Below are 26,060 nucleotides of genomic sequence, written 5' to 3'. Positions count from 1 at the left end.
GAAGATGACGGCGCGAGGCCGGCCCTTCCTGTTCAGACGAGCCTGGTTTCGACGTCGATATTGCCGTGAACCGCCTTGGAATAGGGGCAGATGCCATGGGCTGCCTCGATCAGTTCCTCTGCGATCTCGCGATCGATGCCTGCAAGGCTGACATCGAGCCGTGCACGCAGGAAATAGGAGCCGTTATCGCCGTTGAGCGTGATCTCGGCATCGACCTCCGGACCTGACGGCAGCGTGATCTTCCGCTGCGCGGCGGCGAGCTCGATGGCGCCGATATAGCAAGCCGACCAGGCGGCGCCGAACAGGTTTTCGGCCGCCGGATGCGGCTGCGGCAGCTTGATGTCGAGCGTGCCGTCGCTGCTGCGTGCATAGCCGTTGCGGCCGCCGGCGATATGGGTCTTGCCGGCGAAAAGAAGCTTCTCAGTCATTGTCGTATCCTTCGGGTTTGATAATTTATAGCGCATCCGCTTAAATCGGATACGCTCTAATACGTCGAGCCGAATTCGATGTCAACAACATTCCGATTTAATCGGATACGATTTATTTTACACAGACAAAAAACGTCAGGGGGCGGCAGGCAGGCAGGCTCGACCGGTTGCGCATAGTCACGTCTTGTCCGGGAACGAAGCCCTCTATAGGCTCTGCCTCGAGGCTCGGGGCCTCACGAGAAGGCGGAGTTGAGATGTCCTCCATAACCGAAGGCAATGCGGTGCAGTATGGCGACAGCCGCAAGCTTGCCGCCCGCGCCAGGCTCCATACCGAATATACCATCGCCGAAACGGGCTGGTTTCCGTGGGTTGCCGCGCAACTGCCGCTGAAACCGGGAGATCGCGTCCTCGATGTCGGCTGCGGGCCGGCATGGTTCTGGGCGGCAACGGCAAGTCTTCTGCCGAAAGATCTGCAGCTGACGCTCGCCGACCTTTCGTCGGGCATGGTCGACGAGGCGGTGGCACGCTGCAGCGCACTGCCCTTCGCTTCCGTTCGAGGCCGCCGGACCGATGCCGCGGCACTCGCCTTCGAAGACGGCGCCTTCGATCTCGTGATCGCCATGCACATGCTCTATCACCTGCCCGACCCGGCCGCCGGCATCGCGGAGATGGCAAGGGTGCTGAAGCCTGGCGGCTTTCTCGCCGTCACCACCAATGGCATCGGCAACATGCGCGAAATCTATCGCCTGACGACCGTCTTCGGCAGCACCCCGACCGATCCGGCTGCCGAAGCCTTTGGATATGACGCCGCCGAGCAAATGATGCGGTCGCAATTCGGAAACGTCGCCATGTCGCAGTATCCGGCAAGCATGCGGATCACCGAGCCGGAGGATGTCTTCCTGGCGCTGACCTCCTATCCACCCGGCGAAGGCGCCGACGAGCCTCAGCTTACCCGCTTCCGCCACGCGATCACCGATGCCTTCAGGCAAGGCAGCGGCGCGCTCGATGTCAGCAGGGAGACCGGGCTGTTCCTCAGCAGGAAGCCGGCCTGATCGGATCGCGCCTTTCAGGATCGCGGCCGGCCGTCGTCGAACAGCGTGGCAAGCCACTGGTAGTATCGCGGCTGGTTGGTTTTGAGCTGGTTGCGTGAATAAGGCGGCCGGTCGATATCGCCGAACAGATAGACGCTTGCCGTCACAGCGAAGAATTCGCGGTCATTGCTCATCATATAGGAATCGCCCGGCCAGAGCGCCCGAGCGCTATTGAAGAATTGTTTGATGTCGGAATTGCCAAATCCGCCTGGGAGCATCCGGTCGTTATAAGCATGGAGAAGCTCATGCAGGATGATCGGTTTGTCGGGCTCGAGCCCCCTGACACGCAGGTCGATACCGGACTTGCTGCTGTAATGGCCAGGCCCGAAACCCGCAGCAGCGGGATTGGCCCAGATCCGGATCGTCCGCATGAACTTGAGAATGTCGGGCTTCAGATCGATATGCTCGACGATGTCGAGCTGCCGCTTGACGGCCGTGATCATCTCCCGATCGGGTTCCGCACCCCTGGCATTGGTGAGATCGACCTGCCATCCGTGATAGTTGAAAACAAGCGCATCGGCCGCCGCGGTTCCCGTCGCCGCAATAGCAAAAGCGATGGCGGCACAAAGCGCCAGGATCTTCGAAATCACTCGCACCGGCCCTCCTCGGCATGTCCAACACGAACTGTCGCACAGGCCACACGGCGGCACAACCGCACGGTGACCGGCATGACACCCGGAAAAGCGGATATTGCCGGAGCGGCGCTCAGACCTTCTCTTTCTTCCTGACCTTTTCCTTCGGCTCGACCAGTGCATCCGGCGTCGGCGCCAGAAGCTTGCGCAGCGATGCGATCTTGTCCTTCACCAGTGGCCGGAAACGCGTCGCGCGGTAGGGCATGTCGGCCGCGCCGTAACCTTCCGGCCCGTCGTCATTGCCGCGATGGATTTCCGCGAGCTTCACCCCGATGAACGTGCCGTCGACATAATGGGTGTATTCGCCCACCCAGCGGATCGTATAGATCTCGCCTTTGCGAATAAGCTGGTCGATGCTGACATGCTTGAAGGTGTCGTTGATGCAGACGACCTTCTGGCCGACATGGAAATCATAGCTCATGGATCCAACTCTCAAACGGCAATCCGCCCCACCGATCTATAACGCGCTGGACGGCAGGGATGAACCATTTTCTGCCAGCGGGCTTGTTTGCCGCGACAACAGTCGCACCCGCGCCGCACGGTTCAAGGCAAAGCATATCAGTCGCAATAGACCTTGCCGCTCTTGCGCGAGCGAAGGTCGAAGTGGAAGTGGTTCCAGTGTTCGGGGTTGCTGCCCGGCCCGAGCACCGTGTTGAAATAGCGGCAGCTATCGGTGCGCACCGCCTTCAGGAGCCGGCCCTCGCGCAGCGAAAACAGCCCCTTCTTGCGCACGTCGATCTCGTGGCCGTTCTTCAGCACGAATTTACCGACGTCGATGGCGTTGCCGCGGGCGTGTTCCGACATCGGATTGTATCGCTGCCGGCTGTTGTTCATGCGACGGCAGGAATAGCCTCCGAGCGGCTGGATCGTTCTGATGCCGCTCCAGTAGCGGTAGCGGGCAGACGGCGCCAGCTCGTTCTTCACCCATTTGGCGAAGGCGAGCGTCACCTGGCAGTTGAGAGTCACCGCCGGCTTGACGCCGATATTGCCGGAAAGCCCCTTCAGCGATACCGGATACGGCACCTGGCAGGCCGGCCCGTTCGAGATCGGCGGCTTCTCGTCGAAGAGCACACCCATGCGCTTCAGCTCGCGCCGGCAGGCAAGTTCGGAGGTCGGCATGATGCTGGGGTCGACGGGTGCTGCCGGCTCGCTCATCATCGGATTGTTCGGCCGCAGCATCGCGACCTCTTCGCTTTCGTCCTCTTCCGGAACGCGCGCCGGCGCCACCACAGGGCTGCCGTCGTTCCAGGCGGGCGCCCGGCTCATTTGTGCCTGTGCCGCCGGCTGCGGCATTGCCTGCGGTGCGGACTGGTTCAGCTGTGTCGGATTGTCGGTGCCGATCCCGTCGACGACGGGCTCGGTGGCATTGCCCTCGGCGATCTGCTGCTGTTGCTCCTGCGCCAACCCGACGACGGGCTCAGCCCCGAGTTCGTCATCCATATTGACGCCGCCGGAAGGGATCGCAAGGTTCTGCGTGCCGCCCCAATTGTCGCTCGGTTGGCCCGCGGCCAACGCTTCGTCGCTGTCGATCATCGGCAGCCTGCGCCCGTTCTGCGCCTTTGGGGCGGCATGACCGGTGCCGGCAAGGTTCGGCGTGTCGAGATAATCGACGGAACCCTGGCTGTTGCCGACGGGCGCATTGGAAACGGGATAGGAGGCCTGGCTTTCCACCGGCGCCATGCGCACCGAGGGCGCCATGCGCGCGGCCGGCGCCCGTGCCGGCGAGATCGAGCTGACCCTGGTTCCGCTGTCGACATTGGCCGGCGGCACAAGCCCGTCGCTGATCGAACAGGTGGTCAGCGCCACCGAGAGCAGCAGAGGCAAAAGGGATCGCCGTGGAAAGGAAACAAACGCCATACTCTTATCGCTTCCGCAGGCCGACTGGGCAGTGACAGAAAAAACTCACTCCAATTTTAATTAAAAACGGTGAATGAAAACTTACCGGCACAATCTGAACGCGACGGAGAGGAAAAAGGCCGCTTTCGCGGCCTTGATCTGTCGTTTAACTCACGCTGCCCGTGTGTATCGGGCTCCAGGCGATTGCCCTGCCCCGCGCAGGCGGAAATTCGAAAGCAGCGTCTTCAGCTGGGTGCTCTCGTCGGCGAGCGTGCGGCTTGCCGCCGTCGTCTCCTCGACCATCGCGGCGTTCTGCTGCGTCATCTGGTCCATATGGTTGACGGAACCGTTGATCTCGTTCAGCCCGGTCGACTGTTCGCGTGCCGCGGTCGCGATCGAGGCGACGTGATCGTTGACCTGGTTGACTAGCGCCTCGATCTCGAGCAGCGCCTCGCCCGTCGAGCGCACCAGCGCCACCCCGCCCTCGACCTCGGTCGCCGACCGGCTGATCAGTTCCTTGATCTCCTTGGCTGCATTGGCCGAACGCTGGGCGAGTTCGCGCACTTCCTGGGCGACGACGGCAAAGCCGCGTCCCGCCTCGCCCGCCCGCGCCGCCTCGACGCCGGCATTCAGCGCCAGAAGGTTCGTCTGGAAGGCGATCTCGTCAATGACCGAGATGATCTGATTGATGCGGCTCGACGATTCCTCGATCCGGCCCATCGCCGTCACCGCGTTGCGGACGATGTCACCGGAGCGTCCGGCGCTCGCCTTGGTCTCGGCCACCATCTCGCGCGCCTCGTTCGCCCGCTCGGATGCCGTCTTGACCGTAGCGGTGATCTCGTCGAGCGCAGCCGCCGTCTCTTCGAGTGCGGCCGCCTGCTGTTCCGTCCGCTTCGACAGGTTGCCGGTCGCTTCGCTGATGTCGGAAGCACTCTCGTTGACGACGCGGCTCGATTCGGCGATCGCCTGGATGACGCCGTTCAGGGCATCGACAGCGGCGTTGAAATCGCCTCTCAGCTTGGCGTAATCCTCGCCGATATCGCCGATCGCAACCGTCAGGTCGCCGCCGGCGAGCTTCTCCAGACCGACGCCGAGCGCCTGCATCGCAAGCGTCTGACGCTCGGAGGCCGAACGCAGGCTTGCCTCGTTGCCACGGCGCTCGTCCTCGATCTGCCGCTGCCTCTCGTCTTCCCGCCCGCGCAGCGCGCTACGCTCGTCGACGGAGTCGCGCAGCACCAGCAGCGCCTTGGCCATCTGGCCGATTTCGTCGCGACGATCGCTGCCTGATATCTCCACCGATGCCTCTTCGGCGGCGATCGCGTTCATCGCCGTCTTCAGCCGGGCGATCGGCACTGTGACGCTGCGCACGATGGCATAGGCGATGGCAATCGTGGCGGCCGCACCGAGCAGGCAGAGCACCGCCGCCCAGATCGCATTCTGGCGATAGAGGGCGGCAAGGTCGTCGGCATAGACGCCGGTGCCGACGATCCAGCCCCAGGGCTCGAAGCCGGCGACATAGGAATATTTCAGCACCGGCTCGTCGGCGCCCGGCTTCGGCCAGTAATAATCGACGAAGCCCCTGCCGTCCTTCTTCACCTTGTTGACGAATTCGACGAACAGGAACTTGCCGTTCGGATCCTTCATCTGCGAAATGTCGGTGCCGTTGAGCGCCGGCTTGATCGGATGCATCACCATTGTCGGATGCATGTCGTTGATCCAGAAATAGCCGTCGGCGCCGTAGCGCATCGCGCCGATCACGTCCTTGGCGGCCGCCTGAGCCTGCTCGCGGGTCATCGTGCCCGCCTGCTCCATCTTGTAATATTTGTCGAAGATGCCGATCGCCGTCGCCTCCATCTTCTCCAGCCCCGCCTTCCGCTCCGCCTGCAGCTCGGAATAGGAATAGTTCAGAAAGAACACCATCGTCGCCGCGAGCACGGCAAGCGTGAAGCCGACGAGGCAGTAAAGGCGTGTGGAAATCTTGATGTTGCGCATGAGGTTCCCGGCGATTCTTCTATGTGAAATCGTGCACATACTGAAGCAGCGGAATTACTGGAGCGTAAAGTTTAATAAGAAGATGATTAAATAACGTAAGGTGAGGCTTGGGTGACGGAAATCAAAGGCTTGAAATCGAATGAAATTTCAAACGACAACGGCGGCAACAATTTTCCGCCAGCCGCCTGCAGCGCCCTGCTATGCCGTCTTTTACAGCCCATGGCCTTTGCACTAGGGTGCTCTCAGTGAATCGTCGGCCGATGCCGCACCATATGGAGACCCCTCAATGACCGATGCCGCCAAGCCAAGAGGCGAATTGACGCTGCGCACGCTCGCCATGCCGGGCGATGCCAATCCGGCCGGCGATATCTTCGGCGGCTGGGTCATGGCGCAGATGGACCTTGCCTCCGGCATTCGCGCCGCCGAGCGCGCCAAGGGCCGCGTCGTCACCGCCGCCGTCAAGGAAATGGCTTTCGAGCTGCCGGTCAAGATCGGCGATACGCTGTCGGTCTATACCGATATCGACCGCGTCGGCCGCACCTCGATCACGCTGATCGTCGAAGCCTGGGCGCATCGTTCCCGCTACGCCAAGATGGAAAAAGTCACCGCCGGCACCTTCATCATGGTGGCGCTTGACGAAGAGGGCAAACCGAAGATCGTCCCCGCGGAGTGACAAGTTAAGGCCGGGGGATAAGGGATGGAAACGGTCAGCTCGCCGGATGTCTTCCTTCACATCAAGGTGGTGATGGGTGAGACGCGGTCCCGCAAAGCGGGAGCAATCGATCCAGTGAATCGATTGCAGCGTCGAACGCCCTGAGCCAAGCGAAGGGCCGGGCGGCCGCAAACAGCCGCAGCAACTTTCGCTTCCTTTAGAGCACTCGGCCCTTCAATGGTTCCCCGACCCAATCAACCCAGCTTTGCGAGACCACCCCTCACACCGTCAAAAACTGCGACCCCTTATCAAACCCCAACCCCGGAAAGATTTTCCCCGTCAGATCGCCCACGCCGACATCGAACTGCCGATAGAGCATCGCCGCCGCCACCTCGCGCACGTCGGCGGTCGGCATCAGGTCGCGGTCGTCGAGCAGCTGGCCGTCACTGAGCCCGGGCCACTTGCCGAGGATGCGGCCGCCGTTGATTGCGCCGCCGGCAAGAAGGGCGCAGCCACCGGTGCCGTGGTCGGTGCCGGCGGAGCCGTTCTGACGGGCGGTCCGGCCGAATTCGGTCATCGCAAGCACCACGGTCTTTGCCCAGATCTCGGCCCCAAGCGTCGTCTTCAGCGTGTTGATCGCCTGCGCCAGATCCTGCGCCGGCCGCTTGAACTGGCCGGCCTGGCCGATATGCGTGTCCCAGCCTGATATGGAGAAGCTGGCGATGCGGTAATCGCCTTTCAGCATATTGGCCGCAAGCTCTGCCACATCGGCGGTCTTTTCGCCGCGCTGACCGTCCGGCTCGACCATCATCGAGGCAGTGTCGGCCCGCGTCGCCTCGGCGAGTGCCGCCGCAAACGGCGGATCGCCGGCATAGAGCCGCGCCAGGAATTGCATCTCGTCGCGCGCCGGCGCCAGATTGGAGTCCGACGCCCAGACATCGACGTCGTTCGGTCCGGAGAGGATCAGCTCGGTCGAGGTATTGACGTCGATCGCCTTGCGCACATCCGAGCGCGGAATGACCGCGAGCGCCCTGTTCAGCCAGCCGGTCTTTTCCTCGGCGACATGCTCGCCGCCGGATTCCAGCATGTCCTGCCCGTCGAAATGGCTGCGCTGGTCGCGATAGGGCGTCGACACCGCATGCACGAAGGCAAGCTCCTTGCTTTTCCAGAGCGGCATCAGATCGGCGGCTGCCGGATTGAGGCCGAAATGTCCGTCGAGATCGAGAAGCCCGGTATCGGGCGTCAGCGCCAGCGTCGGGCGGAGCGCGGCAAAACCGGCGTCGCCATAAGGCTGCACCAGATCCAGCCCGTCCATCGCGCCGCGCAGCACGATCGTAACGAAGCGCTTGTCGCCAGGCATCGCCGCGAAAGTGACCGGCGTGAAGACGGGAGCGGCGGCGAGACAGCAGGCCGAGGTCAGAAAGCTGCGGCGGGAAAGCGAGATCCGGTTCATCGACAGCGTCATGGGCGGGGGCCTCCTGAGCAGGTTCCGGAAAAGTGTCCGGCGGTTTTCCGGTCAGAACCTGCGACAAAACAAATGAGCTAAGCAGACGAAGCGTTGGCTTGCCAACGAAAGTCTGCTTAGCGGCGGTTGAACTCGGGCGATGCCAGCACCAGCGTCAGCCCGCTGATCTTGTTCGGCGCCTGCGACACCACGCGGATCGTCTCGTCGCGTGCAGCATCCCCAAGCGTCGATTTCAGGAACTCGCGCGGGTCCTCGTCGCGGCCGAACTGCGCCGCGGCCCGCCTTGCCCAGGCCAATCGCTCGGCCAGCTGGCTGCCGGTGATCCAGGCGGAAAAACCTTCCTCGAAGCCGGCCGGACTCGGCGGCAGCCAGGTCGGCTGCCCCATGCGCTTCAGCGCCCCCTGCCCCAGCGCTCGCGCTGTCCGGAAGGCTTTGAGCCGCTTGTCCCTCGCCTCGCCGGCAGGATCCGTCGCCACCGCAGATCCGGCCATGCCAGGCGTATTCGCCGCCATGTCGCCCTCCTCAGTGCCCTGCTGGTTGGCCGCCAGGAAGCTGCCGACAACGCCGTTGACCGGCCCCGCATTTAGTGCCCTCAGACCGGCGACGACATAGTCGAAGGGCTGACGCGCCTTGGCGCCTTCGTTCTGCCAGGCGACGGGATGGTCGAGCATGGCGGCGTAGACGGCGGTGAGATCGCCATCCGTCTTCTTCCAGGTGGCTGCCATGTCGGACACCATGCCTTCGTCGGGCTGGTCGGAGACGAAATGCACTGCCAGTTTGCGGCTGATATGCGCCGCCGTCTTCGGATGGACGGAAAGATCGTCGAGCATGTCGAGATAATCGTCGCGCGAGCGCTTGCGCCCGCCATAGCTGACACCGAGCACCTGATGCGCGCCCGGCTCGGCGATATTCGGCCGGAAGGCGATGTCCATCTCTTTGCGGTCGATGGTCAAGCCTGTCAGCACCATGGCCGCCGCCGTCACATCCGCCTGGCTGTAGCCGCTGCCGGCGCCGAGCGTGTGCAACTCCAGCAGTTCGCGGCCGAGATTTTCGTTCAGCCCCTTGTTGCGCTTGATGCCGCCGTCCGAATCCGGCCCGAGCGAATCCGCCTGATCGAGATAGATCAGCATGGCCGGATGGGCCGTGGCGCTGCGCAGCAGATCACCGAACTTACCCGACATGAACGGCCGGATCGCCTCAGCCTCGTAGAGCGGCACGATGAGGCGCATCGGCAGGCTCTTATTGGCGCTGGTGGAGAAATGATCGGTCCAGAAGGTCGAAAGCCGCTCGTAGAATCCGTATGGCGATAGCACCGCCTGCATCAGCCGCAGGTTCGCATCGTGCTGGAATTGCTGCTGCGCTTGCCGCTGTACGCCCTTGCGCATCTCGCGCTGCGCCGTATCGTCGGTCACCGTCTTGGCGTCCTGCCGAATCTGCTTCAGCTGTGCCTGCAGGCTGAGGATCGCGCGATGGCGCGTCTCGGGACCGCCGAGCGGAAAATCCGGCGTTGCCGCCGCCCCCTTGCTGAGCTGACCGATCAGCTCATCCTTGCTGCTGGGCGGCGCCTCGCCCGGCCGGAAACCATAGCCGAACCGGATCGCCGCCATCGTCGGGAAAGAGAGGCTCATGGCCGGTCAACTCCTGATCACGTGGTAGTGACAGGCTGCCAGCCGATTGCGACGCCAATCTGTAGGAAATGTGGCGATATCAGGACATGGACGATTTGTAATCTGTTGAAAAAGCTAAGATTTACGCCCGAAAGATGAAGGATGCTCCGATTGCGATGAGCGCGAAGCCGATCGCATGATTCCAAGTCAGGTTCTCGCCGAGCCAAAAGATCGAGAAGCCGGCAAAAACGAGGAGCGTGATCACCTCCTGCATCGTCTTCAGCTGCGCCGTCGTGTAGACCGCCGAGCCGATGCGGTTGGCCGGCACCGCCAGGCAATATTCGAAGAAGGCGATGCCCCAGCTGACGACGATGGCCAGGAAGATGGCGCTGCTCTTATGCTTGAGATGGCCATACCAGGCAAAGGTCATGAAGATATTGGACGCAAACAGCATGACGACGGGCCAGAGGGCGGCGGGAGAAAAGGACATGGAGCAACTCGGCTGTGGAGGAAATGGTCGATCCGGCGAGATACCGGCGGGCATTACCTAGCACGACGCCATTCGACGGCAAGCCCCAGAGCGCGGACCGATCGTCTCAGGCCACCGAGGCGATGCGGATTGCCGGCAGCAAAACGTTTGTTTTAGTCACCAGGATATTCGTATCTATTGTCGGACAGATTCAAAGCGTCGCATGGACAGGGGACCATATGGACAATCTAGCTGCGATGCAGCAACCCATTGCTTTGCCTTCACGCTACTTCTGGCAACGCCTTGCAGCCTTTGCCATCGACATCCTCATCTTTCAAGCCATCATCCTTGTAGCGGCTTATAACATTTCGACCGCCCTTCCCCCGAGCCTCCGTTTCCCCGGCTGGAGCTCGATTGAGTGCGTCCCGGAGGTGCCGTCTCAGCTTGCCAAGCAAATCGAAGCAGGTTGGCCGTTGAAGCCGAACGAACTTCGCACCACTGCAATCTGCGAACTGCGCCAATTCGGGTTTGGAAAGTACCGATACCTGCAGACAACAGTTCTGATGGAACCGTGGGATTACGTGACGCCAACTCAAGTGCTGACCATCCCTCTGGACGCAGACGGCAATCCGGTCGCCAGAACCATACCTGCCTATTCCAATTTGATATCAGGCATAGCCAGCACCGCGCTGATCATGCTGGCTTTCGCCTGCTTTTCCGCGAATAGCCGCCGCACAGTCGGAAAGGCGGTTTTCTTCCTCGAAGTAACGACTGTGGATGGCAAAGGCCCCGACTTCGGCACCGCCTTGAAACGCGAAATCCTGAAGTTCAGCCCGAACCTGCTTTTCAGTGCCGCCGCATTCGCGATCTCGCTGTTTCCGGCCTATCCGACGCGAGACTTCGATGCCTTGCTCGCCATGTTCCAAGACGGATATACGCCTTCAGACATCAGTACGATTTGGCTCTACGGCATCTGGACAGTCACGATCATGGCCTGGTGGCTCCTGCCGTTAGCTGAGTGGAAAGGACAGGTCTTTTACGATCGCATCTGCGCCTGCAAAGTCGTGTCGCCCCTGGAGGCGAGCCGTCCCATTGATGCACGGACCGGGCAAAACAGGCCGCGGATGTACCGCAGGCTGGCGCCTATTCGCGGTGGCCGCCGCCGGAGACGAAGGGCATACCTGAGAGTACCGTATTGAGCAGCGAATAGGAGGCCGCGCACTTGGCGCAGCCTCCATCGAAAAGAAGTCAGGCGCTATGCACCGCGCCATGCGGCGCTTGCTCCTCCTCCGTGCCGAAGCGCACATCCTTCTTCTCGTAGCCGAAGCCGGCAAGCGCCGCGACGACGAGCGCCACAACAGCCGCGACGATCAGCAGCGCATAGGCGTAGTCACCGTCCCAGCGGACCGCCAGCCCCGCCTGCAGCGTCGCGTTGCCCGAGGCGAGCAGGTTGCCGAGCTGATAGGCGAAGCCGGGAAAGGTGCCGCGCACCTCGTCCGGCGACAGCTCGTTCAGATGCACCGGCACGATGCCCCAGGCACCCTGGACGAAGAACTGCATCAGGAAGGCGCCGATGGCGAGCAGCACCGGCCCCGGCGCATAGGCCCAGAGCGGCGCGACCGGCACCGCGATCAGCGCGGCGGTGACGATCGCCCGCTTGCGGCCGATCCGCTGCGACAGCGCCCCGAAGAACAGGCCGCCGCAGATCGCGCCGATATTGTAGACGATGGCGATGGCGCCGACCGTATGGGTCGAATAGTTGCGCTGGGTCTCGAGGAAGGTCGGGTAGATATCCTGCGTGCCGTGGCTGAAGAAATTGAACGCCGTCATCAGGAGCACCGCCCAGATGAACAGCGGAATATTCTCCCGCAGCACCGTCAGGAACGGCCGGCGCCCCGCCGCCTGCCGCTTGAGGAAGGCCGGGCTCTCCTCGACATTGCGCCTGATGTAGAGCACCAGCAGCGCCGGCACCGCGCCGACGAAGAACATGCCGCGCCAGCCGATGACGGGAAAGAGCAGGAAGAACACGATCGAGGCAAGGAGATAGCCCGAGGGATAGCCGGCCTGCAGGATGCCCGAAACGATGCCGCGGCTCTCCTCCGGCACTGTCTCCATGACGAGCGAAACGCCGACGCCCCATTCGCCGCCCATCGCGATGCCGTAGAGCGCCCGGAGCACCAGGAATATGGTGAGCCCGGTGGAGAAGCCGGTCAGGAATTCGAACAGCGAATAGAGCAGCACGTCGGCCATCAGCGTGATGCGCCGCCCGTAGCGGTCGGCCGCCAGCCCGAAGATCAGCGCGCCGAGCGCCCGCATGGCGAGCGTCAGGAAGATCGCCACCGAGACGGCGGGAACATCGGTATGGAATTCCTCGGCGATATATTTGAGAACGAAGACGAGAATGAAGAAATCGAAAGCATCGAGCGTCCAGCCGAGATAGCTGGCGATGACGGTGTTGCGCTGCTGCGGCGTAAGCCGGCGCAGGCTTTCCAAAGCGGACATATGAATTCCTCCGTCCGAAAGCGGCGGCGAGGCGGTCAATTCCGGATGCCGTCGGAAGGGGTGCCCGAACCGGGCGGGTTGCGGCTGTCAGGGGCTGCGGTTGCGGGAAAGCGCATTCGCAATCGGAGACAGCGGAAACAACGGCGGCGATGCTGGCCGGGTTCCATCACGTTTGTCGTGATCGGGAGCGGCGGCTCGGTGGAGGGAGCACCTCCCAGCGCTCCTTATCCGCGGGGCGGCACCCACCAACCTCCCTCATGCTGAGGTGCGCAGCCCGATAGGCGAAGCCTCGAAGCACACGCCGCAACATTGCTTCTTGCATCCATCACCCGCGGGACACCCGCCTCGCCTTCGAGGCCCCTGCGGGGGCGCCTCAGGATGAGCCTCTCTCGAGCGTCGGAGCATCCGCAACGTGACTCAAGCCACCCTACCCCGGCACGCCCAAGCCACCGACGCAAACGACCGCGGCCCATCCGGCTCGCCGGCTTCATACGCGGCTCTCATGGCAACGCCGAGCGCCTTTCGCTTCGCTGACTCAAGCCCCCAGACATACTTGCCGAGCGGCCCCTCGCCTGCGGCGATCGGCCCCCAATAGTCCTCGAAGGAGCCGTATTCCATCCGGATCAGCAGCGACGTCTCCTCGATGTCGACAAGGCCTTGACTGACAAAACTCTGCTTCATCTCCCCCGGCCGCATCATCGGCTGGAAGCAGTATTTGCGGCGCAGCGGCAGCGCGTCCGCGTCGAGCATGACAGCCGTGTCCCACATCATCCTCATGACCGGCATGCCGCCGTAATGGTCCCAGACGGCGGCCGCAACCACACCGCCGGGGCGCACGACACGCGCCATTTCCGAAACAGCCTTGCCCGCCTCCGGCACGAAATGCAGCACGAGCAGCGACATCGCCCGGTCGAAGCGGTTGTCCTCAAAGGGCAGCGCGCAGGCGTCGCCCTGCCGGATCGCGATCCGCGGATCGGTATTGCGCCGTGTCGCCGCCTCGACGAAAACCGGCGAATAATCGATGGCGGCGATCTCCTTCAGGCCTGGTCTTTCCGCCAGCGTAAAAGCCAGGCTGCCGGTGCCGCAGCCGACATCGAGCACACGCTCCCCATCCGCAAGCCCGGCGAAATCGATCAGCATCGGCGCCAGCCGCTTGCTCCAGCGCCCCATCAGCCGCTCATAACCATCAGCACTTTCGACATGGAAACTCGACGGCATGGAAGCCTCCCTCTTCAAGGATGATCTATCGCCGCAGAGCCGAGCGGCCCGTCGCTTTGCGCGAGGCGGCTCGGGCTCTCCGTCGTCCCCGGTTCAGGCCGGGTACGACGGAGAGTGTATCAGGCGGATGCCTTGCCGAGAACGCTCCAGTCGAAGCCGCGCGCCCAATCGGCATAGCTGTGCCAGCCGACATCGGGAAAATCCCGGCGCAGGGCAGCGATGTCGACGTCGTAACCGGTGCGGTCGAACCATTCGAACATCAGCGCCGCGTCCTCGCTCTGCTGGCGCATCGCGGCGATCGGCAGTTCATGGTAGCGTATCGGCCGATCGAGCGCCTCGGACAGGAGCTTCGCCTGCTGCTCGCCGGACAATTCGTCGCCGGCAATATCGAAACGCTTGCCGAACACCTGTTCGCGCCGCTCGGCCAGCGCTGCGACGAAAGCGCCGATGTCCTTGATGGTGATCTGCTGCAGCAGGCGGGTTGGCGGCAGGGCCGCGGCATAGACGCCCTGGCGCAGCCCGTCGATCGCCCAGGGCGCTACCGTATTTTCCATGAAAGCGACGGGTGCGCTGATCGTATAGGGAATGCCGAGGCCTGCAATATGCTTTTCGACGAGGTATTTGCTGTCGAAATGCGGAATGCCGGTCTTCTTGTCGGCATCGCCGACCGAGGAATAGATCAGGTGGCCGACGCCGGCGGCCTTTGCCGCATCGGCAACAAGGATGCCCTGGCGCGTTTCCGCCTCCGTCCCGGCCTCGTAGCTGTTGCCCATCAGGAACATCGTATCGACGCCCTCAGCCGCCCTCGCCACGGATGCGCCATCGTTGAGATCGCCGGCAACGACCTCGACCCCAGCCGAGGCCAGCCGTTTTGCGCCATCGCTATCCGGCTTGCGCGAGATCGCTTTGACGTGGTGTCCCCGCGCGGTCAGGGCGCGAACGACCGCGCCGCCCTGCTGGCCGGTGGCGCCGGTGACCAGAACCCTTCTAATGTCGCTCATCTGTCTGCTCCTTGTTTGTGACTGATAAAGCAAAGTTAGGGCCTGTCGCATTGAACCATAATAGCTTATAGTTGAGAAACATCGTACCATTTGAAGATACAATGCTCGACCTCAACGATATCATGATCTTCGCCCGCGTCATTGAAGCCGGCAGCTTCACCGCCGCGGCGCGTCTGCTCGGCATGCCGAAGACAACGGTCAGCCGGCGCATTGCCGCTCTCGAGCGCGAACTCGGCGTGCGCCTGCTGCAGCGCACGACCCGCAGCCTCAGCCCGACGGATGCCGGCCGCCTCTATTACGAGGAAAGCAGCCAGGCGCTCCGCACGATCGAAGGCGCCAACCTGCGTCTTGCGGAAGCAAGGACGGAGCCCGCCGGGACGATCCGCATATCGGCGCCGGTCGGCTTCGGCGGCCACTTCCTGCAGGAGGCGATCTTCGATCTTCTGGCGACCTACCCGAAGTCGAGGGTCGAGTTGCGGCTGACCGACGACAGGCTGAATCTCGTCGAAAACGGCATAGACCTCGCCTTCCGCACCGGCATTCTTGAGGATTCGACGCTGATCGCTCGCAAGCTCGGCTCTACCCATCGCTTGCTCTGTGCGAGCCCCGACTATCTAGCCCGCTGCGGCGCGGCCGATTGCCCGGCAGATCTCGTCCGCCACGACTGCGTTGTCGCCGGCCAATCCACCCATGCGCAATGGCTGCTTGAAGGCCCGCACGGACAGGAAACAGTTTCGGTGTCGGGGCGCTTCGCCGCCAATGAAATGCAGGCGGTCATGGCCGCAGCGATCGCCGGTTATGGCATCGCCCGACTGCCCCATGGAGTCGCCAATACCTGCATCAGGGATGGGCGGCTACGCCGCGTTCTCGACGATTACACGACCCCGGTCGGCGGCCTGCACGTCGTCTATCCGAGCAGCCGGCACCTGCCGCCTCTGGTCAAGACCTTTATCGAACTCGCCGCCAGGCGGTTGAACGCGGGAGCCGATGGCAACGACGACTTCGCCATCCTATAGCGGTAGCCCGTCACACTTCCTTCAGCACCACCTTGCCGTCGAGGCTTTCGATCAAGGTGGCGCTGGCCTGATTGAGGCCCGCGACTTCCACGGCGATGCCATGTGCCTTGAAGCGCTGCACGACCTTGTCGAGCGCGGCGACCGCGGTGATATCCCAGAAATGTGCCACGGAGACGTCGATCAACACGGTCTTGCCGATCGCATCCTGAACGTCGAAGGCCTCGACGAAGACGTCGGCGGAGGCAAAGAACACCTGGCCGGACACGCGGTAGATCAGCCGCCCCGAGGATTGATCGGACGCTACATCGACGCGCAGCAGCCGAGCGACCTTGAAGGTGAAGAATACGCCGCTGAGCAGCACGCCGACCGTGACCCCGAGCGCCAGATTGGCGGTGAAGACGGTGACGACGACGGTTGCCGCCATTACGACGCTCGACGTTCGGGGATGGACCACCACGGCTCGCAGCGACGACCAGTCGAAGGTGTCGATCGAGACCATGACCATGATCGCCACCAGCGCGGCGACCGGAACCTCGGAGACCCACGGCTTCAAAAGCACCATCAGGATCAGCAGAAAGGCGCCGGCAAACAGCGTCGAGAGCCGGCCACGCCCGCCATATTTCACATTGCTCACGGTCTGGCCGATCATGCCGCAGCCGGCGATGCCGCCGAACAGGCTCGCGGCCGCATTGGCAAGGCCGAGACCGGTGCATTCGCGGTTCTTCGAACTCGGCGTATCCGTGAGATCATCGACGACGCTCGCCGTCATCATTGATTCCAGCAGCCCGACCATGGCAATGGCAAGCGCCGGACCCGCGATGATCCGCAGCGTTTCCAGCGTCAACGGCACCGCCGGCCAGCCGAATACCGGAAGCGAATCCGGCAGCCGGCCGAGATCGGCGACGGTAAGAACGGGAAGCCCTGAAGATACCGAGGCGACGGTCAGGATCAGGACGCAGATCAGCGGCGACGGGATCGCCGTGGTGATGCGCGGCGTCAGATAGATGATGACAAGCCCGGCAGCCAGTACGGCATATTCGATCCAGCCGGCGCCGATTACGTGCGGCATCTGCGCGGCAAAGATCAGGATGGCGAGCGCATTGACGAAACCGGTTCGTACGGACTTCGAGACGAAGCGCATCAGCACGCCGAGCCGCAGCAGCCCGAATACGATCTGCAGCAGCCCCGCCAGCAGCCCGGCCGCGAAGAGATAAGGTAGTCCATGGGCATGCATCAGCGGTGCCGCCACCAATGCGACCGACCCGGCCGCCGCCGAAATCATCGCCGGGCGTCCGCCGGTAAACGCAATGACGATGCCGATGACGAAGGAGGCGAACAGGCCGACTTCTGGATCGACCCCCGCCACGAATGAAAAGGCGATGACCTCGGGGATCAGGGCGAAGGTCGCCACCGCCCCGGCAAGCATTTCGCGCATGGGATTGGCGGCCCAATCACGACGGATAGAGGAAAGCAGCATGGGAAGGAGTCTCGCAAAGCATGGCCCGGCACGCTCTGCCGAGCGGTTGCGTGATGGCATGCAGGTTTTGCGTTGTCTGGCGGATCGGCGGCCAGAAGAGCCACCCGGAGTCTCACCGGGTCCGTGGTGAATGCCCGTGGTATAGACGAGGTTCATACTGCAGCGCAACATTCACTACGCAGGGATCGCCGCAGCCTCCTCTCGAGGCTGCAACGATTGGGAAGCAAGAGCCAGTCGCTTCGTCCGTCGGGCCCTTGGCGTCTACCTCTCGGGATGACGCAGGGTTGGAACGGTCACTCCCCTTAGGACGCCGAAGATTGCCCCGAACAATCCGCCGATGACGATACCTGCGGAACCGCCCGCCAAAGCTCCAATGATGCAACAGGCAATCCATTCCAGACCGCCGGACGCGTCGGCGGTCAGTATGGTCGCGGCAATACCAACCACCACCCCGATCATGCCGAAGACGATCGCTACACCCGTCACGGACTCTGATGGATCGACCGTGCGGCCGCGAGAAGAATGTCCGGCATGATCTTTTGGCGGTTGAGACTGGGGCTCAGTATCTTCCATCGCATTTCCTTCGGTGTGCGCGTCAGCCGCCCAGCGGCTTGTCGTCGTTTTCAAAAAGCATGCGTTCCGCCGCTCCCTCCAAGTCTTCGTACTGGCCATTCCGCAAAGACCACAGGAATGCACCCAGTCCGGCAATCCCCATCAATACGGCTATGGGTATGAGGAACGACAATGAGCTCATTGGACTGCTCCGGCCAGCCTGTTTTTCCGGGCAAGCCGCCACGATGCCAGGCTGTCCTTCCTATCAAGCCGCAACGCATTGGCGACAACCAAGATGGACGACGTTGACATCGCGACTGCCGCGATGAGAGGGCTTGCATAGCCTGATAGGGCAAGCGGGATACTGACAACATTGTAAACGATCGCCAGCGCAAAGTTCTGGCGGATCAGCATGGCAGCTCTTTGCGCCGTCACAAGCGCAACTTCCAGGCCATTCATATCGGCATTCAGCAGGATGAAATCGGCAGCGCTCCGCCCGATATCGCTTCCCGATGCCGGCGCCATGGAAACATGGGCCTTCTTCAGGGCAACAGCATCGTTTATCCCGTCACCAATCATCATCACCTTGCGCCCGCGACTGCGCAGCGCATCGATGACCTCGGCCTTGTCTTTGGGAAGGGCCGCTGCCGTCACCTCATCGATCCCGACCTCACGCGCCACAGCAAGGGCCGCATCCGCAACATCCCCAGTCAGCATCTGCACTGCGATCCCCTGCTCCTTCAGGAAACGCACCGCATTTGCCGACCCCGCACTGACCCGTTCTCCGAAAATGAATGAAGCGAGGACTTCTCGCCCTTGAGTGAGCACCACCGTCGAAGCCGCCGGCCGCTTCATCAAGGGACTGTCCGTCGCCCAGGCTGCTCGTCCAAGCCGATAACGTTCACCGCGAAAGCACGCTTCAAGGCCGTTGCCGGGTATTTCCCTGACATCCTCGAGCGGCAGGGTCTCCGCGTTGCCCCGCGAAGCATGGCTGACGATTGCCTTTGACAGCGGATGGCTCGAATGGCGTGCCAGTGATGCCGCCAGTGAGAGCCCCATCGGCCCGGTTGAGGTCGCAGCGACCAACATCGGGTCGTGCCGTGTCAGCGTTCCGGTCTTGTCGAAGACGACGGTGTCAACCACCGCAAGTCGCTCCAATGCGGACCCGTCCCGCGCGACGACGCCGTGCTTGAACAAGCGTCGGGCGGCAACGACCTGCACCATGGGTACCGCCAATCCAAGCGCGCACGGGCATGAGATGATCAGCACTGTGATGGATATCGTCAGGGAATGGTGGATGTCGTTTGTGGCCAGGAACCAGCCAAGGAATGCCAACAGCGACAGTCCATGCACGACGGGCGCGTAGAGTCGTGCTGCCCGGTCGATGAGCATTCTGTATTCCGACCTGCCGTCCTCGACGGCCCCGAGCATCCTCTGCAGCTCAGCGAGCGTGGAATTCTCCGGCGCGGCCGTGGCTTCCACAGTGAGGGGATGGCCGACGTTCAAATCTCCAGCTCGGACCAGCCCGCCGGGCGCAATGGTCTCCCAGCGACTCTCTCCCGTCACAAGCGAACGATCAAGTTCGGAGATGCCGGTAAGGATCGTTCCGTCAGCCGGAATTCTGTCCCCGGCTGCAATCAAAAGGTGGGTGCCGGGGGCAATGTCGCTCAGCGAGATATAGTCGATCCGGCCCTCCGGGCCTATCACATGCGCGCCCTTCGGCATCATGTCCGCCAGCGAGGCGGCGGCCGAACGCGCCCGCTTCCGCATCATTTTATCAAGCGTGCGCCCGATGAGCAGGACGAAGAGAAGCGATGTGCCCGCCTCGAAATAGGCCTGCCGTCCCTCGGCAAACGTATCGTAGGCGCTCAGGAAGAATGAGAGCAGGACGCCGATGCTGATCGGTACATCCATGTTCACCCTGCCATGCGCGAGCGCCCGCCATGCCGAGCGGTAGAATGTCGCGCCCGAAAAGATGACGGCAGGCAAAGCGAGTGCCGCGGAGATCATATGGAGCGCCTGGCGTATTGACGGGTCAGCGCCCCACCAGACCGAGACGGACAGGAGCATGATGTTCATCGAGCAGAAGCCCGCGACCGCCAGCGCGCGCAATAGTTCCGACATCTCGCCGTCGGACTGGTCATGGTCTTCGGTCGGCAGAACGGCCGTATAGCCGATCGTTCCGATCAAAGCCGCAAAATCCGGCTGGCTGTTGTTTTCCGTCTGCCAGGTGATGGTCAGCCGCTTCGTCGTCAGGTTTGCGCGGACCGAGCGAACCTCGGGCGCTCTGGCGAGTGTCGTCTCCAACCGCATCATGCATCCACCACATCGCATGTCGGGAACTGATAAGACGACCTGCCGGAGGCCACCGCCCAGATCGCGGCTTGCCAATGCCATCTCGTCGACCCCTGGCCTTCGGGGGCCGGGATCGTGGCCTTGCGTCAGATCTGGCGGAGCGCGGCTGGTCATCGTCGGCTACCGGACTGCCTTGTAGGCATGCCAGGTGGCATGCCCAAGCAACGGAAACACGACGATCAAACCGACAAAGCCCGTCAGAACGCTGGCGGCAAACAGCACCAGGACGATTGCACCCCAGACCATGAGGGGCTGCATGTTGTTCCAAACCATCGCGGCGCTTACGCCCATCGCGGTGAACGCGTCGACCCGTTCATCGAGTAGCATCGGAATTGAAAAGACGCTGATTGCGAAGGCAAACCCGGCAAACAGCGCACCGACGGAAAAGCCCACGACGAGCATGCCCCAGCCCTCGGGCGTCGTCAGCAGTAACCTCGTAACGCCGTTGAGACCCGGGAACGGATTAACACCGAAGAACAGCGCATAGATGATCACAGCAGCCCTCATCCAGAGGAGCATGAGCATGCAGAGCACCATCCCGGTGAAGAATACCTGTTTGCCGGCAAGTGGACGCACGCCGAGCATGGCGCGAAGTGTCACGCGCCCGCCGTCCGCCAGCGTCCGGCTCTTGATATAAAGCCCGGCAGCGAAAAGTGGGGCGACGATCAGCAATCCCGCCAATGCGGGAAACAGAAGATAGTCGAGCCCCGATCGGAACAGGGTCAGGACGGTGCCGAACGCGATGAGGAAGACGACGAAACCGTAGGCCAGGCTCGTGAAGGGCTGCCGGACGAGGTCGCGCCAGCCTTGGCGCAGCCAGTCGAACGGAACGCCGACGGGCAGATGCCGCTGCCACTTCGCGTTCCTCGTCTCCTCGATCCCGGATACCTCGCTCAGATATCGGCCCGATTTGTCGTCCTGCGCCATCTGATCTTCCTCCTGTGTTCAGCACGCGGCCGCAGCCGCCCTGAATTCCGCGGGCCGCTGGCCTTTTTCCTTGATGTGCTCGACGCAGGCGGGCTGGCTTGCGATCGCAACATAGACGAGATGGGCGTTGGCTCCGACGAATGTCGCAGCCGCCAGCCCGATCAAAACCCATTTGACGGTTCTCGTCGAAGGCATGTTCCCGGCCGTCATGGCTGCCTTTTCCCCATTCCGCTCACGTAGAGCGCGAGAATTTTGATTTCGGCGGGTGTCAACCGCTCGTCCCAGGTCGGCATGTGACCCTGTCTTCCGCCATGCACGGTTTCGACGATACGGCTGAGTGTTCCGCCGTAAACCCAGCTTGCGTCGGTAAGGTTGGGCGCACCAAGGTCGATCTTTCCCTTGGCGTTGTCACCGTGACAGGAAGCGCAGGTTGTCTTGAACAACTCGCGGCCAGCCTCGATATCGCCGACGCGCTCTTCGGAGGAGGCTGAGTTGCTGAGAGAATAAACATAGGCGGCGACATCGGTCACCTGTTTGCGGTCGAGCATCTCGTCCGCTCCAAACGCAGGCATCTGCGAGACACGGCTGTTCGAGTGACGCGAATTGACACCGACCGTCAGGGTCTCAACGATCCGGTCGGGCTCGCCGCCCCACAGCCAGTCATTGTCCGTCAAGTCAGGATAGTTCTGTCCACCCTTTCCGTCTCGGCCGTGGCAGGCCGCGCAATTGTCTCCGAACAACTGGTGGCCGCTGGCGTTCACCTTGGACATCAATTGTGCATCTGCGCGGATTTCGTCGAAGGAAGCTTTTTCGATCTTCGCGGTCCAGGGAGCGCGCGAGGCCGCGGCTTCCACGATCTTGCGTTCCACCGTCTGCTTCTGGCTGCCCCCGATGAGGCCCTTCGTATAGGTCGTTCCAAGCGGCCAGGCCGGGAGCAGTATCCACCACAGGAGGGCAAACAGATGGGTCACGATCAGAAAGAGGAGCACACCGCGTGGAATCGGCGTATCCAGCTCCTTGATGCCGTTCCAGATGTGACCCGTCGTCCTGCGACCTGTTATCTGGTCGATTTCCTCTATCGCCATGGCTTGTCGTCCTTGTCGAATATCTCCGTTTCTGCCCGGTTGAAGCGAGTTCGATTGGAAGGCCAGAAAGTGTAAACGACCACTCCGATCGAGAATAGAATCAGGTACAGCAGGCCCCACACCTGGGACAGTTCCAGCATGGTTTCGTGGGAAAGGTCCATTTCAATCCCCTTCACATTCAGTTCTTGGGGTTCGGTATTTGCTCGGGCGCTGCAGTGTTTTCGTAGGCCGCGTTTGTCAGACGGCCGACGACCTGGAGATAGGCAACGAGGGCATCCATCTCGGTGACGGTTTTCTTGACGCCATCGAAAGCCGAGACCTGTGTCGCATCCCCGTAGCGCTCGATCACTCCCGACGACTGATCGCTGTCCGGATCGGACTGACCGTAGGCGTCCGCTCCGGCATGGGCGATCATCTCGTCGGTGTACGGAACCCCAACTGCTCTCAAAGCAGCAAGATTGCCGCCCAGATCGGACAGGTCGAGCTGCGTGGTCGCCAGCCAGCGATAGGATGGCATGTTGGACTCCGGAACGACGTCTCGCGGGTTGATCAGATGCGCGACGTGCCAGAGATCGGAGTATTTGCCACCGATGCGAGCCAGATCGGGACCCGTTCGTTTTGATCCCCACAACATCGGATGATCGTATTTGGATTCGACCGCGAGCGAGTAAGGACCATATCGCTCCACCTCGTCGCGCAACGTCCTGATCATCTGGCTGTGGCAGGCGTAACAGCCTTCTCGGACGTATATATCGCGGCCCGCTATTTCGAGGGGAGTATAGACCCTCATGTCAGGCGCGTCTTCGACAGTCTCGTGGATCGTGAACAGCGGAGCGATCTCCACGATGCCGCCGACGCTGCCTGCCAAAACAATCGCAAGCATGAACCCGACCGCCGTCCGTTCCAGTTTTCTGTGTTGTCCCTCTCCCATGTCTCACTCCGCCGGAGAAGGTGCCGCACCGTAGACTTCGGTGTCGAGCGGGGCATCGGCAGACGCGCGGTCAGCGGCCGGAACCATCCGAACCGTCATCCAGATATTAAAGCTCGCCACGACTGCCCCGATGAGAAACAGCAGCCCCCCGAAGGTGCGTGCGATGTAATACGGATACATTGCCAGCAGACTGTCGACGAATGAATAGACGAGTGTGTTGTCCGGCGAATATGTGCGCCACATAAGTCCCTGGATGATACCGGAGTTCCACATGGCGAAGACGTAGATCAGGGTGCCGATCAGCGCCAACCAGAAATGCACTTCGACGAGCCTCGACGAATACATCCGTTCGCGCTTCCAGATGGATGGCACGAGCGTGTATAACGATCCGAAGGTGATCATCGCCACCCAACCGAGCGCGCCCGCATGGACGTGTCCTACGGTCCAGTCGGTATAGTGCGACAGCGAGTTGACGGGTCTGATCGCCATGAAAGAGCCTTCAAACGTCGACAGCCCGTAGAAGAACGCCGCCATCATGATAAAGCGCAGGGTGGCGTCGTCACGAACCCGGTGCCACGCACCATTCAAGGTGAGCAGCGCGTTTCCGGCCGATGCCCATGACGGGACGAGCAGCATCACCGAGAAGGTCATTCCGAGGTTCTGCACCCAGAGCGGCAGCGCTGTGTAATGGAGATGATGGGAACCCGCCCACATGTAGAAGAAGGTGATCCCCCAGAAGCTGATGATCGACAATCGATAGGAAAAGATCGGTCTCTCGGCGCGGATCGGCAGGTAGTAATAGAGCATTCCAAGGAAGCCTGCGGTGAGAAAAAACGCCACTGCGTTATGGCCGTACCACCATTGGACCATGGCATCCTGGACCCCCGACCACACCGTATAGCTCTTCGCATGGCCGAAGGAGACAGGCACCGTAAGGTTGTTGACGATGTGGAGGATGGCGACCACGACGATGAAAGCCAGATAGTACCAGTTGGCGACGTAGATATGCGGTTCCTTGCGCCGCGCGAGGGTGCGCACGAAAAGCAGGAAGTAGACGACCCACACGACGACCAGCCAAAGGTCGGCGTACCATTCCGCTTCCGCGTATTCCTTCGATTGGGTGACGCCCATGAAATAACCGCTGACCGCGATCAGGCAGAAGAGGTTGTAGCCGAAAATGACGAACCAGGGCGACAACTGATCAGCCAGCCTGGCGCGCGACGTCCGCTGCACCACATGGAACGACGTCGCGATGATCGCGTTTCCGCCGAAGCCGAAAATGACTCCCGTGGTGTGGGCGGGGCGTATGCGGCCAAAGCTTGACCATGCCATATCGAAGTTGAGGACAGGCCACGCGAGCTGCGCCGCCGCCCAAACACCGATGAACATGCCGAACACCGCCCATACCATTGTCAGGGCGACGCCGACCTTGATCGGATCGTCGTAATAGTCGGCGAACCGCGTCGCATCCGGCTCTGTGCCGAAGTATGACGTGAGTATCCACCAGAACAGCGCCCCGGATGAGAGGAAAATCATTGTCCCGTGGACGCCCATCGGATCAAAGCGCCCGGCAGCCGACATGGTGATGCCGAGGATCATCAATACGACGAGTATGGCGGATGCGAACTGTCGTTCGCCGGTCGTGAGCTGCCCCATGCTTCCCCACCCCCGATAGCACCGCAGCATCGTGCTCCAGTCGGATCGAAAACGCAAATGACTATAAATCTTGTATTTCTGACACAATCACCAACCGATATCGGAACGAACGCCGGACCGCGACAGCGCCGAAGGCCCTCTCTTCGGAATCTAACCTGCCGAGCGCACAGCGTGTGATGTTCAACGTCGTTCCGCTTGTAAGGGATGACGCTATTGCCAGAGGAAGTCCGGACCCGTGTTCTGGGACGTGAGCTTCAGCCTCCCGTCCGGCTGAACCACATAGGTCTCGAATACACGGTAGCCGAATTGGCCGAGAAAGGTATGTTTGACCACCGTTCCCGGCCGATAGGGGGAATGGACGACCTTGCCGCCATAGGTAAGACTGCCGGCAAGAGGTACAGGACCGCCGGCCGCGCCGGTGCAGGCCGTGAGGGTGAGGAGAATGGCAACAAATGCGTGCTTCATCCGGATGACCTCCCTGGAAGGCACCCATTAAACGACGTCAATCCTGATCAGACCGCTGCCTTGCTGTCGAAATCCTTGCGTCGGGCCTCTGCCCGCGACAGCGCGCTGACAATCCTTTCGTCGGTGAAAGGCTTGGATATCACATCGAGCGCCCCCTCGATACCATTGCCGACATTCTCAGGACTGCCGGTCACGAAGATGACGTCCACCCCGAAGCGGTCGATCAGCCGGCGCGCAAGCTGGGCGCCGCTCAGCCCGTCCGAAAGGCTGAGATCGACGAGCGCCACATCGCTTCTCGGAGCATAGGCGAGCGCTTGCTCCATGGTCGAAACCGGCCCCACCGTCTGGTGTCCGGCCTCTTGCGCGATGCGTTCGAGCTCCAGAGCGATGATATTCTCATCTTCAACGATCATGACCTTCATCAATAAGTCTCCCTGTCAAAGCCGGGGGGCGGGCGCAATGCCGGTAGCGGGTACAACGCGGCTGCCCCAAAATGTTTCCACCCTGCATTGAATTTCTTTGAAGATCTCAGACGCCATCGCTCGATACCGCCGCTACGGACGACAGCGCTTCGGCCGAGCGGAACGCGCCATAACAGACCGAATATGCCGGCGGCGCAGAAGTTCCCGACATGCCGGGCTCAGCCCAGTAACGAATACTCTTCTGTCCGGTGTTCCTACAGAGGCGCGTGCCGCAGCGGGAG

Annotated in this window: 27 protein-coding genes and 1 other annotated feature; of the genes, 4 read left to right on the top strand and 23 right to left on the bottom strand. The window is 62.0% G+C overall.

What is annotated here, in order from left to right; all coding sequences use genetic code 11:
* Positions 1-32 precede the first annotated feature (32 nt).
* The gene (locus BBJ66_RS19255) at positions 33-428 is read right to left on the bottom strand and encodes an Ohr family peroxiredoxin (protein ID WP_071088996.1); all 396 of its coding nucleotides are present in this window, start codon (positions 426-428) and stop codon (positions 33-35) included.
* Between the two features lie 254 nt (positions 429-682).
* On the opposite strand from BBJ66_RS19255, the gene BBJ66_RS19250 reads away from it, so the two are divergent.
* Positions 683-1,480, top strand: a complete 798-nt coding sequence (locus BBJ66_RS19250; protein ID WP_071088994.1) for a class I SAM-dependent methyltransferase — start codon at positions 683-685, stop codon at positions 1,478-1,480.
* Positions 1,481-1,494: 14 nt separating this feature from the next.
* Here the strand turns inward: BBJ66_RS19250 and BBJ66_RS19245 are convergent, their stop codons facing one another.
* The 4 genes from BBJ66_RS19245 to BBJ66_RS19230 all read right to left on the bottom strand — a co-directional run bounded on the left by BBJ66_RS19245 (position 1,495) and on the right by BBJ66_RS19230 (position 5,979).
* Positions 1,495-2,115 (bottom strand): hypothetical protein, encoded by a 621-nt coding sequence (locus tag BBJ66_RS19245; RefSeq protein WP_071088992.1) that lies wholly within the window; start codon positions 2,113-2,115, stop codon positions 1,495-1,497.
* 109 nt (positions 2,116-2,224) lie between these two features.
* Positions 2,225-2,572, bottom strand: coding sequence for a CAP-Gly domain protein (locus BBJ66_RS19240; RefSeq protein ID WP_071088990.1), 348 nt, complete (start codon positions 2,570-2,572; stop codon positions 2,225-2,227).
* A gap of 137 nt (positions 2,573-2,709) precedes the next feature.
* Positions 2,710-4,008: an extensin-like domain-containing protein gene (locus BBJ66_RS19235; protein ID WP_071088988.1), complete on the bottom strand. Its 1,299-nt coding sequence runs from the start codon at positions 4,006-4,008 to the stop codon at positions 2,710-2,712.
* Between the two features lie 150 nt (positions 4,009-4,158).
* A complete protein-coding gene (locus BBJ66_RS19230; protein WP_071088986.1) occupies positions 4,159-5,979 on the bottom strand; it encodes a methyl-accepting chemotaxis protein in 1,821 nt (606 codons plus the stop codon).
* A 286-nt stretch (positions 5,980-6,265) separates the two neighbouring features.
* Here BBJ66_RS19230 and BBJ66_RS19225 point away from each other — a divergent pair, with 286 nt between their 5' ends.
* A complete protein-coding gene (locus BBJ66_RS19225) occupies positions 6,266-6,652 on the top strand; it encodes an acyl-CoA thioesterase (RefSeq protein WP_071088984.1) in 387 nt (128 codons plus the stop codon).
* Between the two features lie 259 nt (positions 6,653-6,911).
* Here the strand turns inward: BBJ66_RS19225 and BBJ66_RS19220 are convergent, their stop codons facing one another.
* The 3 genes from BBJ66_RS19220 to BBJ66_RS19210 all read right to left on the bottom strand — a co-directional run bounded on the left by BBJ66_RS19220 (position 6,912) and on the right by BBJ66_RS19210 (position 10,193).
* On the bottom strand, positions 6,912-8,096 hold the full coding sequence (locus BBJ66_RS19220) for a DUF1501 domain-containing protein (RefSeq protein WP_071088982.1): 1,185 nt from the start codon (positions 8,094-8,096) through the stop codon (positions 6,912-6,914).
* 116 nt (positions 8,097-8,212) lie between these two features.
* Positions 8,213-9,724 carry a DUF1800 domain-containing protein gene (locus BBJ66_RS19215; RefSeq protein WP_071088980.1) on the bottom strand — a complete coding sequence of 504 codons (1,512 nt, stop codon included), beginning with the start codon at positions 9,722-9,724 and terminating at the stop codon, positions 8,213-8,215.
* Between the two features lie 121 nt (positions 9,725-9,845).
* Positions 9,846-10,193 carry a DMT family protein gene (locus BBJ66_RS19210; protein WP_071088978.1) on the bottom strand — a complete coding sequence of 116 codons (348 nt, stop codon included), beginning with the start codon at positions 10,191-10,193 and terminating at the stop codon, positions 9,846-9,848.
* A 23-nt stretch (positions 10,194-10,216) separates the two neighbouring features.
* Here BBJ66_RS19210 and BBJ66_RS19205 point away from each other — a divergent pair, with 23 nt between their 5' ends.
* Positions 10,217-11,371, top strand: a complete 1,155-nt coding sequence (locus BBJ66_RS19205; protein WP_071088976.1) for an RDD family protein — start codon at positions 10,217-10,219, stop codon at positions 11,369-11,371.
* Between the two features lie 49 nt (positions 11,372-11,420).
* Here BBJ66_RS19205 and BBJ66_RS19200 read toward each other — a convergent pair whose 3' ends face one another.
* From BBJ66_RS19200 to BBJ66_RS19190, 3 genes are all read right to left on the bottom strand, one after another.
* Complete coding sequence (locus BBJ66_RS19200; protein ID WP_071088974.1) at positions 11,421-12,674, bottom strand: MFS transporter; 1,254 nt, start codon at positions 12,672-12,674, stop codon at positions 11,421-11,423.
* A gap of 417 nt (positions 12,675-13,091) precedes the next feature.
* On the bottom strand, positions 13,092-13,892 hold the full coding sequence (locus tag BBJ66_RS19195) for a class I SAM-dependent methyltransferase (protein ID WP_071088973.1): 801 nt from the start codon (positions 13,890-13,892) through the stop codon (positions 13,092-13,094).
* A 119-nt stretch (positions 13,893-14,011) separates the two neighbouring features.
* Complete coding sequence (locus tag BBJ66_RS19190; protein WP_071088971.1) at positions 14,012-14,893, bottom strand: NmrA/HSCARG family protein; 882 nt, start codon at positions 14,891-14,893, stop codon at positions 14,012-14,014.
* Between the two features lie 101 nt (positions 14,894-14,994).
* Here BBJ66_RS19190 and BBJ66_RS19185 point away from each other — a divergent pair, with 101 nt between their 5' ends.
* Positions 14,995-15,909 (top strand): LysR family transcriptional regulator, encoded by a 915-nt coding sequence (locus BBJ66_RS19185; RefSeq protein WP_071088969.1) that lies wholly within the window; start codon positions 14,995-14,997, stop codon positions 15,907-15,909.
* A gap of 10 nt (positions 15,910-15,919) precedes the next feature.
* On the opposite strand, the gene BBJ66_RS19180 is transcribed toward BBJ66_RS19185, so the two are convergent.
* The 12 genes from BBJ66_RS19180 to BBJ66_RS19125 all read right to left on the bottom strand — a co-directional run bounded on the left by BBJ66_RS19180 (position 15,920) and on the right by BBJ66_RS19125 (position 25,779).
* Positions 15,920-17,386 carry a SulP family inorganic anion transporter gene (locus BBJ66_RS19180; RefSeq protein ID WP_071088963.1) on the bottom strand — a complete coding sequence of 489 codons (1,467 nt, stop codon included), beginning with the start codon at positions 17,384-17,386 and terminating at the stop codon, positions 15,920-15,922.
* Between the two features lie 70 nt (positions 17,387-17,456).
* Positions 17,457-17,512 (bottom strand) — a sequence feature (sul1 is cis-regulatory element that is thought to sense ions involved in sulfur or methionine metabolism; They are found in Alphaproteobacteria).
* A 135-nt stretch (positions 17,513-17,647) separates the two neighbouring features.
* Positions 17,648-17,959, bottom strand: coding sequence for a hypothetical protein (locus BBJ66_RS19175; RefSeq protein WP_071088961.1), 312 nt, complete (start codon positions 17,957-17,959; stop codon positions 17,648-17,650).
* 22 nt (positions 17,960-17,981) lie between these two features.
* The gene (gene ccoS, locus BBJ66_RS19170) at positions 17,982-18,140 is read right to left on the bottom strand and encodes a cbb3-type cytochrome oxidase assembly protein CcoS (protein ID WP_071088959.1); all 159 of its coding nucleotides are present in this window, start codon (positions 18,138-18,140) and stop codon (positions 17,982-17,984) included.
* A complete protein-coding gene (locus BBJ66_RS19165) occupies positions 18,137-20,407 on the bottom strand; it encodes a heavy metal translocating P-type ATPase (protein WP_083335587.1) in 2,271 nt (756 codons plus the stop codon). The genes ccoS and BBJ66_RS19165 overlap by 4 nt, the downstream gene beginning before the upstream one ends.
* 6 nt (positions 20,408-20,413) lie before the next feature.
* On the bottom strand, positions 20,414-21,220 hold the full coding sequence (locus BBJ66_RS19160) for a DUF2189 domain-containing protein (protein ID WP_071088956.1): 807 nt from the start codon (positions 21,218-21,220) through the stop codon (positions 20,414-20,416).
* A gap of 18 nt (positions 21,221-21,238) precedes the next feature.
* Positions 21,239-21,430: a hypothetical protein gene (locus BBJ66_RS19155; RefSeq protein ID WP_071088954.1), complete on the bottom strand. Its 192-nt coding sequence runs from the start codon at positions 21,428-21,430 to the stop codon at positions 21,239-21,241.
* Positions 21,427-22,305: a cytochrome-c oxidase, cbb3-type subunit III gene (gene ccoP / locus BBJ66_RS19150; RefSeq protein ID WP_071088952.1), complete on the bottom strand. Its 879-nt coding sequence runs from the start codon at positions 22,303-22,305 to the stop codon at positions 21,427-21,429. Before ccoP ends, BBJ66_RS19155 begins: the two co-directional genes overlap by 4 nt.
* Positions 22,296-22,466 (bottom strand): CcoQ/FixQ family Cbb3-type cytochrome c oxidase assembly chaperone, encoded by a 171-nt coding sequence (locus tag BBJ66_RS19145; protein ID WP_071089614.1) that lies wholly within the window; start codon positions 22,464-22,466, stop codon positions 22,296-22,298. Before BBJ66_RS19145 ends, ccoP begins: the two co-directional genes overlap by 10 nt.
* 17 nt (positions 22,467-22,483) lie before the next feature.
* Positions 22,484-23,236, bottom strand: coding sequence for a cytochrome-c oxidase, cbb3-type subunit II (gene ccoO, locus BBJ66_RS19140; protein WP_071088950.1), 753 nt, complete (start codon positions 23,234-23,236; stop codon positions 22,484-22,486).
* Positions 23,237-23,239: 3 nt separating this feature from the next.
* Entirely contained in the window at positions 23,240-24,892 is a 1,653-nt protein-coding gene (gene ccoN / locus BBJ66_RS19135) for a cytochrome-c oxidase, cbb3-type subunit I (protein ID WP_071088948.1), read from the bottom strand.
* 210 nt (positions 24,893-25,102) lie between these two features.
* Entirely contained in the window at positions 25,103-25,357 is a 255-nt protein-coding gene (locus BBJ66_RS19130) for a hypothetical protein (RefSeq protein ID WP_071088946.1), read from the bottom strand.
* 47 nt (positions 25,358-25,404) lie between these two features.
* Entirely contained in the window at positions 25,405-25,779 is a 375-nt protein-coding gene (locus tag BBJ66_RS19125) for a response regulator (protein ID WP_071088944.1), read from the bottom strand.
* Positions 25,780-26,060 lie beyond the last annotated feature (281 nt).

It is taken from the genome of Rhizobium sp. RSm-3, from assembly GCF_001854685.1.
GTDB classification, from domain to species: Bacteria; Pseudomonadota; Alphaproteobacteria; order Rhizobiales; family Rhizobiaceae; genus Rhizobium; species Rhizobium ecuadorense.
This window is presented reverse-complemented; position numbering and strand designations above follow the sequence as displayed.

Excerpts from the sequence above, each read along its gene's own strand:
- BBJ66_RS19240 (WP_071088990.1), bottom strand. The coding sequence starts at position 2,572 with ATGAGCTATGATTTCCATGTCGGCCAGAAGGTCGTCTGCATCAACGAC.
- BBJ66_RS19160 (WP_071088956.1), bottom strand. The coding sequence starts at position 21,220 with ATGGCGCAGGACGACAAATCGGGCCGATATCTGAGCGAGGTATCCGGG.
- ccoP (WP_071088952.1), bottom strand. The coding sequence starts at position 22,305 with ATGGCGATAGAGGAAATCGACCAGATAACAGGTCGCAGGACGACGGGT.
- BBJ66_RS19235 (WP_071088988.1), bottom strand. The coding sequence starts at position 4,008 with ATGGCGTTTGTTTCCTTTCCACGGCGATCCCTTTTGCCTCTGCTGCTC.
- ccoO (WP_071088950.1), bottom strand. The coding sequence starts at position 23,236 with ATGGGAGAGGGACAACACAGAAAACTGGAACGGACGGCGGTCGGGTTC.
- BBJ66_RS19210 (WP_071088978.1), bottom strand. The coding sequence starts at position 10,193 with ATGTCCTTTTCTCCCGCCGCCCTCTGGCCCGTCGTCATGCTGTTTGCG.
- BBJ66_RS19165 (WP_083335587.1), bottom strand. The coding sequence starts at position 20,407 with ATGACCAGCCGCGCTCCGCCAGATCTGACGCAAGGCCACGATCCCGGC.
- BBJ66_RS19125 (WP_071088944.1), bottom strand. The coding sequence starts at position 25,779 with ATGAAGGTCATGATCGTTGAAGATGAGAATATCATCGCTCTGGAGCTC.
- BBJ66_RS19255 (WP_071088996.1), bottom strand. The coding sequence starts at position 428 with ATGACTGAGAAGCTTCTTTTCGCCGGCAAGACCCATATCGCCGGCGGC.
- BBJ66_RS19250 (WP_071088994.1), top strand. The coding sequence starts at position 683 with ATGTCCTCCATAACCGAAGGCAATGCGGTGCAGTATGGCGACAGCCGC.
- BBJ66_RS19230 (WP_071088986.1), bottom strand. The coding sequence starts at position 5,979 with ATGCGCAACATCAAGATTTCCACACGCCTTTACTGCCTCGTCGGCTTC.
- BBJ66_RS19145 (WP_071089614.1), bottom strand. The coding sequence starts at position 22,466 with ATGGACCTTTCCCACGAAACCATGCTGGAACTGTCCCAGGTGTGGGGC.
- BBJ66_RS19205 (WP_071088976.1), top strand. The coding sequence starts at position 10,217 with ATGGTCGATCCGGCGAGATACCGGCGGGCATTACCTAGCACGACGCCA.
- ccoN (WP_071088948.1), bottom strand. The coding sequence starts at position 24,892 with ATGGGGCAGCTCACGACCGGCGAACGACAGTTCGCATCCGCCATACTC.
- ccoS (WP_071088959.1), bottom strand. The coding sequence starts at position 18,140 with ATGAGCTCATTGTCGTTCCTCATACCCATAGCCGTATTGATGGGGATT.
- BBJ66_RS19195 (WP_071088973.1), bottom strand. The coding sequence starts at position 13,892 with ATGCCGTCGAGTTTCCATGTCGAAAGTGCTGATGGTTATGAGCGGCTG.
- BBJ66_RS19215 (WP_071088980.1), bottom strand. The coding sequence starts at position 9,724 with ATGAGCCTCTCTTTCCCGACGATGGCGGCGATCCGGTTCGGCTATGGT.
- BBJ66_RS19185 (WP_071088969.1), top strand. The coding sequence starts at position 14,995 with ATGCTCGACCTCAACGATATCATGATCTTCGCCCGCGTCATTGAAGCC.
- BBJ66_RS19155 (WP_071088954.1), bottom strand. The coding sequence starts at position 21,430 with ATGACGGCCGGGAACATGCCTTCGACGAGAACCGTCAAATGGGTTTTG.
- BBJ66_RS19200 (WP_071088974.1), bottom strand. The coding sequence starts at position 12,674 with ATGTCCGCTTTGGAAAGCCTGCGCCGGCTTACGCCGCAGCAGCGCAAC.
- BBJ66_RS19190 (WP_071088971.1), bottom strand. The coding sequence starts at position 14,893 with ATGAGCGACATTAGAAGGGTTCTGGTCACCGGCGCCACCGGCCAGCAG.
- BBJ66_RS19220 (WP_071088982.1), bottom strand. The coding sequence starts at position 8,096 with ATGACGCTGTCGATGAACCGGATCTCGCTTTCCCGCCGCAGCTTTCTG.
- BBJ66_RS19175 (WP_071088961.1), bottom strand. The coding sequence starts at position 17,959 with ATGGAAGATACTGAGCCCCAGTCTCAACCGCCAAAAGATCATGCCGGA.
- BBJ66_RS19225 (WP_071088984.1), top strand. The coding sequence starts at position 6,266 with ATGACCGATGCCGCCAAGCCAAGAGGCGAATTGACGCTGCGCACGCTC.
- BBJ66_RS19180 (WP_071088963.1), bottom strand. The coding sequence starts at position 17,386 with ATGCTGCTTTCCTCTATCCGTCGTGATTGGGCCGCCAATCCCATGCGC.
- BBJ66_RS19130 (WP_071088946.1), bottom strand. The coding sequence starts at position 25,357 with ATGAAGCACGCATTTGTTGCCATTCTCCTCACCCTCACGGCCTGCACC.